Source organism: Caballeronia sp. RCC_10, assembly GCF_041360715.1.
Taxonomy (GTDB): Bacteria; Pseudomonadota; Gammaproteobacteria; order Burkholderiales; family Burkholderiaceae; genus Caballeronia; species Caballeronia grimmiae.
On record NZ_JBFUPT010000004.1, the window covers coordinates 128,788 to 140,787 of the forward strand.

13 protein-coding genes and 1 tRNA gene are annotated in these 12,000 nt (G+C 65.0%); 5 read left to right on the plus strand and 9 right to left on the minus strand.

Annotated features, from left to right (window positions below):
* The first annotated feature begins 108 nt into the window (after nt 1-108).
* Nucleotides 109-327 (plus strand): hypothetical protein, encoded by a 219-nt coding sequence (locus AB6804_RS10355; RefSeq protein WP_370886380.1) that lies wholly within the window; start codon nt 109-111, stop codon nt 325-327.
* A 73-nt stretch (nt 328-400) separates the two neighbouring features.
* Here AB6804_RS10355 and AB6804_RS10360 read toward each other — a convergent pair.
* The 4 genes from AB6804_RS10360 to AB6804_RS10375 form a co-directional block, all read right to left on the minus strand.
* Nucleotides 401-477, minus strand: a tRNA-Val gene (locus AB6804_RS10360).
* Nucleotides 478-554: 77 nt separating this feature from the next.
* Nucleotides 555-1,880, minus strand: coding sequence for an SUMF1/EgtB/PvdO family nonheme iron enzyme (locus tag AB6804_RS10365; protein ID WP_370886381.1), 1,326 nt, complete (start codon nt 1,878-1,880; stop codon nt 555-557).
* A gap of 171 nt (nt 1,881-2,051) precedes the next feature.
* Nucleotides 2,052-2,774, minus strand: coding sequence for a helix-turn-helix domain-containing protein (locus AB6804_RS10370; protein ID WP_370886382.1), 723 nt, complete (start codon nt 2,772-2,774; stop codon nt 2,052-2,054).
* A gap of 104 nt (nt 2,775-2,878) precedes the next feature.
* Nucleotides 2,879-3,352, minus strand: coding sequence for a universal stress protein (locus AB6804_RS10375; RefSeq protein WP_370886383.1), 474 nt, complete (start codon nt 3,350-3,352; stop codon nt 2,879-2,881).
* A gap of 268 nt (nt 3,353-3,620) precedes the next feature.
* Here AB6804_RS10375 and AB6804_RS10380 point away from each other — a divergent pair, with 268 nt between their 5' ends.
* From AB6804_RS10380 to AB6804_RS10390, 3 genes are all read left to right on the plus strand, one after another.
* On the plus strand, nt 3,621-5,138 hold the full coding sequence (locus AB6804_RS10380; RefSeq protein ID WP_370886574.1) for an MFS transporter: 1,518 nt from the start codon (nt 3,621-3,623) through the stop codon (nt 5,136-5,138).
* Between the two features lie 151 nt (nt 5,139-5,289).
* On the plus strand, nt 5,290-6,867 hold the full coding sequence (locus AB6804_RS10385) for an aldehyde dehydrogenase (NADP(+)) (protein WP_370886384.1): 1,578 nt from the start codon (nt 5,290-5,292) through the stop codon (nt 6,865-6,867).
* Between the two features lie 95 nt (nt 6,868-6,962).
* Nucleotides 6,963-7,892: an SMP-30/gluconolactonase/LRE family protein gene (locus AB6804_RS10390; RefSeq protein WP_370886385.1), complete on the plus strand. Its 930-nt coding sequence runs from the start codon at nt 6,963-6,965 to the stop codon at nt 7,890-7,892.
* Nucleotides 7,893-7,936: 44 nt separating this feature from the next.
* Here AB6804_RS10390 and AB6804_RS10395 read toward each other — a convergent pair whose 3' ends face one another.
* From AB6804_RS10395 to AB6804_RS10410, 4 genes are all read right to left on the minus strand, one after another.
* Nucleotides 7,937-9,175, minus strand: coding sequence for an MFS transporter (locus AB6804_RS10395; protein ID WP_370886386.1), 1,239 nt, complete (start codon nt 9,173-9,175; stop codon nt 7,937-7,939).
* 210 nt (nt 9,176-9,385) lie between these two features.
* Nucleotides 9,386-9,826 (minus strand): GNAT family N-acetyltransferase, encoded by a 441-nt coding sequence (locus tag AB6804_RS10400; protein WP_370886387.1) that lies wholly within the window; start codon nt 9,824-9,826, stop codon nt 9,386-9,388.
* A gap of 2 nt (nt 9,827-9,828) precedes the next feature.
* Nucleotides 9,829-10,428: a short chain dehydrogenase gene (locus AB6804_RS10405; protein ID WP_370886388.1), complete on the minus strand. Its 600-nt coding sequence runs from the start codon at nt 10,426-10,428 to the stop codon at nt 9,829-9,831.
* Between the two features lie 86 nt (nt 10,429-10,514).
* Complete coding sequence (locus AB6804_RS10410) at nt 10,515-10,988, minus strand: hypothetical protein (protein ID WP_370886389.1); 474 nt, start codon at nt 10,986-10,988, stop codon at nt 10,515-10,517.
* A 171-nt stretch (nt 10,989-11,159) separates the two neighbouring features.
* On the opposite strand from AB6804_RS10410, the gene AB6804_RS10415 reads away from it, so the two are divergent.
* On the plus strand, nt 11,160-11,318 hold the full coding sequence (locus tag AB6804_RS10415) for a hypothetical protein (protein ID WP_370886390.1): 159 nt from the start codon (nt 11,160-11,162) through the stop codon (nt 11,316-11,318).
* A 52-nt stretch (nt 11,319-11,370) separates the two neighbouring features.
* Here the strand turns inward: AB6804_RS10415 and AB6804_RS10420 are convergent, their stop codons facing one another.
* Entirely contained in the window at nt 11,371-11,961 is a 591-nt protein-coding gene (locus tag AB6804_RS10420) for a DUF3005 domain-containing protein (protein ID WP_370886391.1), read from the minus strand.
* Nucleotides 11,962-12,000: the final 39 nt, after the last annotated feature.

Genomic DNA, 12,000 nt, shown 5'->3' on the forward strand with positions numbered 1-12,000 from the left:
AACCGGCGGCGTGCTTTTTAGTGGCCTCGTGAACGCGCTACGCCGCATCGGCGAGCGGTATAAACTTAGATGTATATGTCTCGCGCACGATGCGCCCACACCGTCATCATGGAACCGACCTCGAGTAAAGAACCGTCCCGCAGGCGCTTGTCGGCGCGCTCGCTCAATGTCCTCTCGGCGCTGGTCGGCATCGGCACGCTGGCGCTTGGCATCGGCTGGCTGATCTACAACTGGGCGGTGAATCTGGAAGTGCCGTACTTCGCGATTCCGCTCGTGCTGACCGTGCCCGTGATCGCCGCCGTGGCGTTCCGGAACATGTGGGATTAGGGAAGTACAAAAGAGGAAGCAGAAAAACAAATCGCCGCGATGAACGCGGCGATTTGTTTTACAGCATATGCGTTGGTAGGCTCGATTGGACTCGAACCAACGACCCCCACCATGTCAAGGTGGTGCTCTAACCAGCTGAGCTACGAGCCTGTTGAGCCGCGCATTATAGAGACCCCCGAGCGGATATACAAGCCCGTGCACGAAGAATCTTCAGACGGCTCACGCGCTCACACGCTCACGCAGCGAAAGCCCGCATACACGTACTGATAATGCCCCTGGAACCAGTTGCGGAAGCTCGGCCGGAGCATGCACGCCGCCGTGCGCGGTGAGCCGCCCTTGATGATGAAGTGTTTGCCGTCGAAGAAGTTCGCCGAATAGCCGAGATAGAACGGGAAGGGCTCGAAGCCATCCAGCGGGCCGAATGTCGTCGATGTCCATTCCCAGCCGTTGCCGAACTGCCCCTCGACGCCGAACGCGCTGCGGTTCTCGGGATGCGCCTGCACCGGCGTCGGGTCCCAGCGGCGGAAATCGAAGTTGCCTTCCGCGACGTGCGGCGCGCCCGTGGCCGCGCGTTGCCACTGCGCTTCGGTCGGCAGCGTCTTGCCCGCCCAGCGCGCATACGCGCTGGCTTCCGCATGGCTCACGTACACCGGCCAGTCGAGCGGAAGCGGCATCTCTTCGAACATCGTGCGCAGCTTCCAGCTGGCATCGGCTTGGTCCGCGCTGGCTGCAGTGTCGTCGGCCTCGTCGCCCGGAATCCAGAAGGCCGGATGCGCAATGCGATGCCGTTCCTTCCACGCCCAGTCAGCGTCGTTCCCGAAGTCGCGATTCCAGTAGCCGCCTGCATCGATGAAGCGCAGGTAATCGCGGTTCGTGACCATGTAGCGGTCGATATCGAACGCCGGCACATCCACGCGCGTTTCATCGAACTCGTTGTCCCAGCCGAATTGGGCGCTCGCGCGGGAAAGACCCAGCGTGACCGTGCCTTCGGGAACGTGCACCGTCTCGTGCACGAGCGGACGGTCCGAGGTCCGCTCGGACGCCGCGTTCGCCGGTGCAATTTTTCTGTCGACCGGCAATTGATGCAGCATGTAGGCAAGCGTTTCGGCATGCATCAGCCGATGCTCGATCGCGACTTCGAGCAGCTTCACGGGAGGTTCGTCGGCGGACGCAGGTTCGGCGACGAGCCTCGTCGGATCGAAGCGTGCGTCGATGTCCGCGCGCACTCGCATCTTGTAGGCCTGTACTTCGTCGAGAGAAGGCCAGTCGCCCGGCTGATCGGTCGGCAGCCCGCCATCGACGGGATCGATGCCGAATGCGAAAAGCTGGTCGTAGGCGGGATCGGCGTTCGGCAGGTCGAAGAGGCGCTTGTCGAACAGATTGCGGTCGAACGCCTCCAGATGGCCGATATAAAAGACGATGCGATGCCGTTCAGCGATCGGCCGATCGTAGAGATGCTCGCGCCTGACGATGTCGAAAAGTTCGTCCGTCACACGGCGCGCTTCGGCGAGCCGCTCCAGCAGGGGATGACGCAGGGATGGTTCGCGATTCATTTCGCTCGGTCTCCGGTGCAAGCCGAAAGCATTGCATAGGATTCGAGCAAGCGCCAAAACGCCTGCCCGGTTGCATGAAAGAGCTAGTGTGTAGCGAAGTCCGTGCCACGCGCGCCGAACGCGGCGTTTGTTCGGGTGCGCCGAACAAACCTCCGCGCGCTCGCGCGATTGTCAGATGCCGCGCAGTCCGTCGAAATCGCGGATGCGGATGGACTTGCCCTGCGCCTCGATGAGCCCGAGCTTGTCGAAGCGCGACAGCGTGCGGCTCACCGTTTCGAGCGTCATGCCGAGATAGCTGCCGATGTCGTCGCGCGTCATGCGCATCGTGAACTCGGCGGTGGCGTATCCGCGCCGCGCGAGCCGCGCCGACATGTCGAGCAGCAGGCGCGCGACGCGCTCGTCGGCGCGCAGCAGGCCGAGCCGCACGACGTGTTCGGCTTCGCGGTTGATCGCCTGGCTCATCATGCGATGCATGCGCCGTTGCAGTGAATCCGTCTCGCGGCACATGCGCTCGAAGAGCGCGTACGGCACGACGCAGACGGAGCTGTCTTCCAGCGCGACGGCGTCGCACGTGTGGCGGCCATCGCCGATGCCGTCGAGGCCGAGCGCATCGCCCGCCAGCAGCAGGCCGGTCATGCGCTCGCGTCCGCCGTCGCGGCTACCGTCATTCGTGACGACGGTCTTGAGCGAACCAGAGCGCACCGCGTAGAGCGAATCGAACGTGTCGCCGGTGCGAAAGAGCGCATCGCCGCGACGGATCTTGCGCGTCACGGAGATGATGTGTTCCAGCTTGGTGACGTCCCGGGCGCAGAGGCCTTCGGGCATGCACAGATGGCGCATTGCGCAGCTGGAACAGTGCGCCGCTTGCCGCCGGGGAAGGATCGGATCAGACATGGCGAGCTCGGGTTCTTGATGGATGACAAATTGATTGTCCCATAGCCCGCTTGCCCGACCGTGCGGGAAAATGCCACGCCTCCGGTGCTTGCACAATCTTTACATCATGCGGTAGAGCCGTTGTCCGAATTCGTTGCCGCCGAGGGAATCAAGAGCACCGGCAAGCTGGCTTGCCGCAGGCAACGCTCCGCAACGCTGCCGAGAATCATCCTTTTGAAGCCCTTGCGGCCATGCGTGCCCATCACCAGCAGATCGGCGTTGAACGCGCGCGCAGCGCCGATGATGAGCGAGGCGACATCGTCGCTGACGGTGGCTTCGACGGTCACGATGTCGCCCGCGACGCCGCGCGCCTTCATCGCTTCGGCGGCTTCCCGCGCCACCGTCGCGCCCTGTTCGGTCAGGCCCTTCTGCAGTACGGACGGATCGTAGCCGGGCACGTCCATGTACATCGGCCCGCTCTCGACGACGTAGTACGGCTGGACGACGGCCTGATGCGTGACGGCGAGGTCGAGGGCGGTGTCGAAGGCGTGCTGGGACGTGCGGCTGCCGTCGATGGCGACGATGATGCGTTTGAACATGGCGTGTTCCTCGTGCAATGAAATGTCGGGCGCATCGCCGCCGGTGCTCGGCGCGGGCGCCTGCCTCGCCGCGATACGCGCTTTGCAGCATAACGCGCGGCCGTTGCCGCAAAACCGCGCAATTTTGGGATGAGTCGATCTGTCGCAAGCGACGCCGTACAATCCTTGATTCCACCGACTCAGCGCCCGCTTAACACGCCGCATGACCGACGACCGCACCACCGAACCCCAGCCGCATTCACTCGCGTTCCGAACCGCCCTTTACGCGATGCTCGGCATCGGGCTCGTCAACATGCTGGTGGCGCTGGACCAGACGGTGGTGAGCACGGCGCTGCCGTCCATCGTCGCGGAACTGCACGGCTTCGAGTATTACGCGTGGATCGCGAGCGCCTACCTGCTGGCATCCGTCGTCACCGTGCCGGTGTTCGGGCGGCTCGGCGATTATTTCGGCCGCAAGCGGTTCGTCATCGCGGCGGTCGTCACGTTCACACTTGCCTCGGTTTTGTGCGGGCTCGCGCCGAACATGCTGTTTCTGGCGTTGTCGCGCGGACTGCAGGGCGTGGGCGGCGGGATGATGGTCGGCACCGCGTTCGCCGCGATCCCCGATCTCTTTCCCGATCCCCGCACGCGCGTGCGATGGCAAGTCGTGCTCGCGGCGGCGTACGGCATCGGCACGGCGGCCGGGCCGTCGCTCGGCGGATGGATGAGCCAGCACTGGGGCTGGCGTTCGACGTTCCTGATCAACCTGCCGGTGGGCGCGGCGGCGTTGTACTTCATCTGGGCGCATCTGCCGAACCTGCACCGGCCGCGCGAAGGCGCCGTAAAAATCGACTGGACCGGCGCCGTGCTCGTCGCGCTCGTGCTGGGCGGTTTTCAGGCGCTGATCGAGTCCGTGCCGAAGTCGGGGCTGTCGGGCGGCAACGTGGCGCTCGGTTGCGCGGTGATCGGCGGCGCGGCGGCGCTCCTCGTCTGCGAGCGGCGCGCAACGCATCCGATCATCCCGCTGGACATCTTCCGCGATCCGCATCTCGTCACGCTGTTCACGCTGTCCTTCATGGCGGGCTTCGTGATGTTCTCGCTGATCTTCTTCGCGCCGCTGCTGCTGCAGGGCGGCTTCGGGCTTTCGCCGCAGGAAGCGGGGCTGCTCGCCACGCCGATTGCCGCGTGCATCGCGCTCGGCAGCTTCATCAATACGCGGATCGTCATCCATTTGCGCAAGCCGACGATGATCCTGACGATCGGCTTCTCGCTGCTGGTGCTGGCGTCGGTCGGGCTGTCGTTTGCGCGCGTGTCGACGCCGCACCTGTGGATCGAATTGCCGATGGCGGCCGTCGGCATCGGGCTCGGCTTCGTGCTGAACAACATGAACGTGTTCGGGCAGGAGATCGCGGGGCGCGAGCGCTTTGGCATCACGACGGCGCTGCTGCAATCGACGCGCATGGTCGGCGGCATGCTCGGCACGAGCATCGTCGGGACGATCGTCGCGCATCATTACGCGAGCGTCGTCGAGCGCACCATCAGCGTGCTCGGCGCGGCGGCATCGGCGCAATGGCAGCCGCGTTTCGTCGATCCGCGCATTCTCGTCGACGAAGCATTGCGCGATACGCTGCTGCGCGATCTGGGCTCGGCCGGGCTCGACGCGCCCGCGCTCTTCGACGCTGCCCGCGATGCGCTCGTGCAGTCCGTGCACATTGGCACCATGCTGACGGCGGTCGCGGCGCTCGTCGCGGTGTTGCTGGTGCGGCGGATCGGACATATAACGTTCCGGAAGGCCGGCAAGGGCTGACGCCGCGGTGATCGTGCGACGGAACGCTTTGGCCGTCCGCGAGTCACTTTGCCAGGCGCGCACCGATCCGGCACACGCCATGCGTTGCCGAATGCCGCATCCCTTGCCGCCCGCTCAGGCACGGGCAGCACCACCAGCACGGAGGTTCACCATGATGATTACCGGAGAAATGCTGATCGGCGCATCGGCCGTGCGGGGCGCCGAAGTTACGCTCCGCGCGTTCGACCCCGCTCGCAACGTCGACCTGGAACCCGTCTTCGGCGGTGGCGGTGCGGCGGAAGTCGACCGCGCGTGTGCGCTCGCGGACGCCGCGTTCGATCCGTATCGCCACGCGCCGCTCGAAACGCGCGCGCAGTTTCTGGAGGCGATCGCGGACAACATCATCGAACTGGGCGATGCGCTGATCGAACGCGCGCAGGCGGAATCCGCGTTGCCGAAAGCGCGGCTCGAAGGCGAACGCGCCCGCACGATCGCGCAGTTGCGGCTCTTTGCGTCGCTGGTGCGCGAAGGGCGCTGGCTTTCCGCAACGCTCGATTCCGCCCAGCCGGATCGCAAGCCGCTGCCCCGTCCTGATCTGCGTTTGCAGAAAATTCCGCTCGGCCCCGTTGCGGTGTTCGGCGCGAGCAACTTCCCGCTGGCGTTTTCGGTTGCGGGCGGCGACACGGCGGCGGCGCTCGCGGCGGGATGTCCGGTCGTCGTGAAATCGCATCCGGCGCATCTCGGCACCTCCGAACTCGTGGGCCGCGCGGTGCAGAAGGCGGTCGCCGACAGCGGCTTGCCCGAAGGCGTGTTTTCGCTGCTCGTCGGCGCGGGGAACGCAATCGGCGAGGCGCTCGTCGCGCATCCGGCCATCGCGGCGGTCGGGTTCACCGGCTCGCGGCGTGGCGGTCTCGCGCTCGTCGAGATCGCCGCCAGGCGAAGCGTGCCGATTCCGGTCTATGCCGAAATGAGCAGCGTGAATCCGGTCTTCGCGCTGCCCGGCGCGCTCGCCACGCGCGGCGATGCGCTCGCGGCCGGCTATATCGATTCGGTCGCGCTGGGCGTCGGCCAGTTCTGCACGAATCCCGGCCTCCTGTTCGCGCTGGCGGATTCGAAGCTGGAAGACTTCATCGACGATGCGATGGCCGCGCTCGAAAAGAAGGAAGCGCAGACGATGCTTACCGCGGGCATGGCGGCGGCGTATGCAGACGGCATCGCGCATCGCGATGCGTCGGGCGCGCAGCGTATCGCGACGGGCAAGGAGAGCGAGATGGCGAGCGGCGCGCTGCCGGCGCTGTATCGGGTGAGCGCGGAGCAGTTTCTCGCGACGCCGCAGCTTGCCGATGAAATCTTCGGCCCGACGTCCGTGATCGTTGTCTGCGCGAACGAGGACGAGATGGTCGCGGTCGCGCGTCAGCTCGAAGGCCAGTTGACCGCGACGCTTCTGATGGACAACGACGACATCGACCTCGCGCGGCGTCTGATGCCGGTGCTGGAGCGCAAGGTCGGGCGGATTCTGGCGAACGGCTTCCCGACGGGCGTCGAGGTGGCGTATGCGATGGTGCATGGCGGCCCGTTCCCCGCGACGTCCGATGGACGGTCCACATCCGTCGGCGCGATGGCGATCGAGCGGTTCCTGCGGCCGGTTTGCTATCAGGACTTGCCCGCGCCGCTCTTGCCACAAGCGCTGGCGGACGAGAATCCGCTCAATCTGTGGCGGCTGCGCGATGGGGAACTCGGGGCGAATTGAGCTAATTCAGTCGCCACACAGATACGCGTATGAACCGCGCGCTTTCGGCGCGCCGTCGCCCGCAACGACTTTGCATTCTCAAAAAGGACCACTCGATGCCTCCATCCGACCGCCGCTATCCTGACCCCGCCATCCGCGTGCTCGATCCGCGCTTCAACGCGCTGCGCATCGCTTCAGCGTCGGTCGAATGCCTCTATCAGGGCGCGCGCTGGTCGGAGGGCCCGGTGTGGTTCGGCGATGGCCGCTACGTGCTGTGGAGCGACATCCCGAACAATCGCATCCTGCGATGGGACGAAGAAAGCGGGCAGGTCGGCGTGTTCCGGAAGCCGTCCAACAACGCAAACGGCAATACGCGCGATCGTGAAGGGCGGCTCGTCACTTGCGAGCATCTGACGCGGCGCGTGACGCGCACCGAGTACGACGGCTCCGTGACCGTGCTCGCGGATCGCTTCGAAGGCAAGCCGCTGAATTCGCCGAACGATGTCGTCGTGAAGTCGGATGGATCGATCTGGTTCAGCGATCCCGTGTTCGGTATCGACGGCTACTACGAGGGCGAGAAGCAGGAGCCGCAACTGAGGCCATGCGTGTATCGCGTCGATGGACAGAGCGGCGAGATCACGAAGATGATCGACGGCTTCGTCGGCCCGAACGGACTCGCGTTCTCGCCCGATGAATCCGTGCTGTACGTCGTCGAATCGCGCTCGACGCCGCGCAAGATCTTCGCGTTCGATGTGCTGAACGGCGGCCGGTCGCTCGGCGAACCGCGCCTTCTGATTGACGCCGGTCCCGGCACGCCCGATGGCTTTCGCGTCGACATCCACGGCAATTTGTGGTGCGGCTGGGGCATGGGCGATGCGGAACTCGACGGCGTGCGCGTATTCACGCCGCAAGGCGAGGCGATCGGGCATATCGATTTGCCGGAACGATGCGCGAACGTGTGTTTCGGTGGCCGGCATCGCAACCGGTTGTTCATGGCGGCGAGCCACGGCTTGTATTCGCTGTATGTGAACACGCAGGGATGCTGAAGCAGGCCTGACGTCTCACGTCTTCGGTCACGCGCCGCCAAGCCTCAGTCGAGCGACGGCTCGCACGGACCCTTCGTGGCGCGCGCCATGCCCGAACGTCCCAGCGCCGTCACGCGCTGCAAGGTCAGCAGGCCGAGCACGGCGAGTCCCGCGCCGAGCATGAAGTCGGTTTCCACGCCCGCGCGGTCGACGATCGCGCCGCCCACTGCGGAGCCCATCGCGATCGCCACCTGAATGATGCTGACGAACATGGCCGAGCCGGCTTCCGGATAGTCCGCCGTGCCGCGCTGAATCCACACGCTGAAGCACAGCGGCAGCGCGCCGAACGCGACGCCCCAGATCAGCATGGCCGCTGTTTCGCCGATGTGCGAATGCCCGAACAGCAGCATCGATACGATCGCGCCGAGAAGCAGCAGAATCATCACGGCCACGGACTTGACGAGGTGCTTCGCGACGATCGCCGACATCAGCGCATTCGAGAAGAAGCCGATCACGCCGAAGCCGAGCAGCAGCAAGGTGATCGCGTTCAGTGAGAAGTCCTGTTCCAGCAAGGGCGCAATGTACGTGTAAGTCGAGAAGTGCGCGCCGAATGCAAACGCCACCATCACCATGCTGAGTCGCGCATGCGGCCTTGCCAGCAGCGCCTTGAAGTCGTGGATGCGCAGACCGGACGCGGACGGCAGCCGTGGCACCAGCAGCGCCTGCGCCATCAGCGCGACGGCGACGAGGCCCGCAGTCGCGGCAAACGAAAGCCGCCACGACGCAAACGACGCGATGAAGATGCCGAGCGGCACGCCGATGACCGTCGCGAACGTAACACCCGTCAGGATGATCGCCGTCGCCTTCGCTGCGTCCTTGCCCTGCACGAGGCGAGGCGCCGCCGCCGTCGCGAGCGTCCAGAAGCCGCCGAGCGCCGCGCCGAGCATCGCGCGTCCGACGAGCATCATCGCGAAGCCGGGGGCCATCGCGCACACCACGTTCGACACGAAGAGGACGGCGGTGAGCAGCAGGAACACATATCGACGATCCATGCGGCCCGCGCCGATGATGAGCGTCGGTGCGAAGATCGCGGCCATGACGCCGGGCGTCGTCACCATCAGGCCCGCGATGCCCGGACTGACGCCCAGGTCGCGAGCAATCTGCGGCAGCAGGCCGACCGGCAGAAATTCCGCCGTCACGAACGCGAACGCACTGACTGCGACCGCGAGCACGGCAAGCCACTGGCGTAGCGTGGTGGAAACGTCGTCCGGTGCCCCGGAGACGGTGGGCGAGTCGATATGCATAGAATGAAAACCGGAAAGTGCCGGCGAAGCCGTGGCCTCGCGTTCGGCCGTCGCAAAGCTGACGCCCGGCGCGTTCAGCACTGAACGGCCGGCGCGGCGAAGGACACACTGTAAAAGGACGGGCGGCGAGGAAAAAGGGCGGCGCGTCGAATTGACAATCCAGGGCAGCCGAACAATCGCGGCAATGTACGCCCAGCAACGCGCGAGGCGTCAGGAGCGGCTGATTTTTTCCATGATCCTCTCCGGATGCTTTGGCGCTTCGAAGCCAAACCGCGCATAAACGCCGTGCGCATCTAGCGTGACCAGCATCATTCGGCGGAGCCCTTGCAAGCCGGGATGCGCCATGATGCATTCGATCATCCACGTGCCGAGTCCGGCGCCTTGATGCTCAGGCAAGACGAACACATCGGCGAGATAGGCGAACGTCGCGGTATCGGTAATGACGCGCGCATAGCCAATCTGCCGTTCGCCCTCGAACAGTCCGAACGCGAGCGAATGCCGCGCAGCGCGCTCGACCGTCTCGCGCGCTATCCCCGGCGACCAGTACGCCACTTCGCTCAGATAACGGTGAACGACATCGAAGTCGAAGGTGTCGATATCGGTGGTCACGCGATAATCGTCGCGCGTGCATCGCATGGCATCGTTTTGCATGCTTAGTGAACCTGATAAATACGCCCCGTCTCGGCGCCTTCGACACTGCGGCTGTACGCAAGCGCCACGCGCGCTCCGCTCGCTGATTCGAACCCGCGAAAGTAAGGGCCGTAGCTCTCCATCGCTTCCGTGAGCACCGTCGGACTGACCGCGTTGATGCGCAAGCCGCGCGGCAGCTCGATTGCCGCGCCGCGCACGAAGCCGTCGATGGCGCCGTTGACCGCCGCAGCGCTCGCGCCCAGCCGGATCGGCTCCGCGCCGACGATGCCGCTCGTCAGCGTGAATGAACCGCCATCGTTCAGATAATCGCGCGCCGTGAGGACGAGGTTGACCTGGCCCATCAGCTTGTCGTCGAGGCCGACGCGAAATTGCGCGGGCGTCATCTTCACGAGTTCGCCGAAATGGACGTGTCCCGCCGTGGCGACGATCGCATCGACGTGGCCAATCGTGTCGAAAAGACGCTTGATGCTGTCGACATCGAGCAGATCGACGCGATGTGTCCCGCGCGTCGCGCCGATGTCGATTATTTCGTGACGCGCCTGCAATTCGGCGCATACAGCCCGGCCGACCGTGCCGGTCGCACCGATAACGGCAATTTTCATGAGCAGCCTCGCTATGCGTTGCGGTTGAAGATTCGCAACGCATTGTGCACGCGCCACTGCACGATGAAAAGCCGCGAAGCTTTTGCTTATCCGGCCTTGCGCGACGGCATCGGCGAAAGCAGGTAGAGCGACGCCGCGAGCCGGCACGCCAGCATTGCGCCGGAAAGCACGGCGGCGCTGGGAAACACATGCCACTGCATCGCGAGCGTCGGAGCAACGAGTCCAACCGATGCGAACCCGAGCGCCACCGTCACCCAGCGCGCCCATTGCAACCGCGACGCGACGCACAGGTAAAGGAGGCCGACGAGCACGCGGGAAACGATGGACGCCGCCACGGGATGGCTCGCCACATCGCCGGGAAAGCCCAGCGCGAGCGAGAGGCCTAGTTCGGCCCATGAGAGGGCGTAAGCCGTGCCGAGACACGCGAGCGCGGTCTTGAAGCGTTGTTCGGCCGACGATCGCGCTGGCGCGGCGGCGTGCGTTTCCAGTGGCGGCGGCGCGGGGGTGTCGGCAGTTTCGTCAGTGGCGTTGTAATCGTCGTATGCCTGACTCGTGCTCATGTTTCCCTTCCTCTTCTCGTTCGATTGATGCGGCTGTCATCCGAATCTTCTGTGCGGCCAAGCTCTTGCGCAATCGGTGTGCCTGCTTTTGCCCGTGTTGGAATGAACGTTGCTGCATTGCATGAAGACACCCACGGCTCGCCTCGCGAGCCCACGACAAAGGAGCCGACAATGAGCAACACCAAGGAACAGAATCCCCATTCGGAGCGCCATGAAGAGATCGTGGACAAGGCAGTAGAAGACACGTTTCCGGCGAGCGATCCGCCCGCGACCGGCGGCGTGACGCGCATCGAGACCGACGATGAGGCAGAGAAGAAGAAGGACGAGTAAAGCCGATCCGCAGACAGGCCGCGCATGTCGTGCGCGGCCTGTCTGCACGCCATCACGAACGCTCTATTTCAATGAGACGCGATGGCCGCAGGTGGTTCAACGCATAGTGCTTGCGGCCGCGCAACGTGTGGCCGCGCGCATCGCGTGCTTCGAAGCGCTGCTGCGCTTCGACTTCCGGCAGCGCCGGCGTGACCATGCCGCGATCGATCATCCGGCAACCGCGCTCCAGCGCCAGCGCAAGGCCATTGCGCGCGGGACGGCTGTCGAAGCCGCCGAGTCCGTCACCCGGTTCGGGAACAGTATTGACGAGCGTCGCATTCGATGAAATGACCGAATCCGGCTCGCGTGCGCGCATCTCCGCTTCCCGTTTCGCATGGATGTTCTTGCCATCGGCATCGACGGTGTCGTCGAGTGACTCGTCGTTGAGGACATCGATGCCGCGCGGATGACGGCTTTGCGCCCGGTTCGGCGCGGCCGTGTCTTCCATTGCGCCCGCGCCGGCATGCGCTTCGCGGCCGGCCTCGGCTTTCCTCGCATCGTCCATGCTGACGTGCGCGGTTTCGGTCGCAGGTGTTTTGATCGGGCTACGCGCCGCACGATCGCTCTGCTTGTCTTGCGGTTCGTTAGCTTCAGCGTTGTTCACGATGACCTCCTGCAGTGGCATGAGTGACGATGCTTTGCT

Coding starts and splice junctions, on each gene's coding strand:
- AB6804_RS10375 (WP_370886383.1), bottom strand. CDS start 3,352: ATGTTCAAACGCATCATCGTCGCCATCGACGGCAGCCGCACGTCCCAG.
- AB6804_RS10405 (WP_370886388.1), bottom strand. CDS start 10,428: ATGAAAATTGCCGTTATCGGTGCGACCGGCACGGTCGGCCGGGCTGTA.
- AB6804_RS10410 (WP_370886389.1), bottom strand. CDS start 10,988: ATGAGCACGAGTCAGGCATACGACGATTACAACGCCACTGACGAAACT.
- AB6804_RS10400 (WP_370886387.1), bottom strand. CDS start 9,826: ATGCAAAACGATGCCATGCGATGCACGCGCGACGATTATCGCGTGACC.
- AB6804_RS10380 (WP_370886574.1), top strand. CDS start 3,621: ATGCTCGGCATCGGGCTCGTCAACATGCTGGTGGCGCTGGACCAGACG.
- AB6804_RS10365 (WP_370886381.1), bottom strand. CDS start 1,880: ATGAATCGCGAACCATCCCTGCGTCATCCCCTGCTGGAGCGGCTCGCC.
- AB6804_RS10395 (WP_370886386.1), bottom strand. CDS start 9,175: ATGCATATCGACTCGCCCACCGTCTCCGGGGCACCGGACGACGTTTCC.
- AB6804_RS10415 (WP_370886390.1), top strand. CDS start 11,160: ATGAGCAACACCAAGGAACAGAATCCCCATTCGGAGCGCCATGAAGAG.
- AB6804_RS10370 (WP_370886382.1), bottom strand. CDS start 2,774: ATGTCTGATCCGATCCTTCCCCGGCGGCAAGCGGCGCACTGTTCCAGC.
- AB6804_RS10390 (WP_370886385.1), top strand. CDS start 6,963: ATGCCTCCATCCGACCGCCGCTATCCTGACCCCGCCATCCGCGTGCTC.
- AB6804_RS10355 (WP_370886380.1), top strand. CDS start 109: ATGGAACCGACCTCGAGTAAAGAACCGTCCCGCAGGCGCTTGTCGGCG.
- AB6804_RS10385 (WP_370886384.1), top strand. CDS start 5,290: ATGATGATTACCGGAGAAATGCTGATCGGCGCATCGGCCGTGCGGGGC.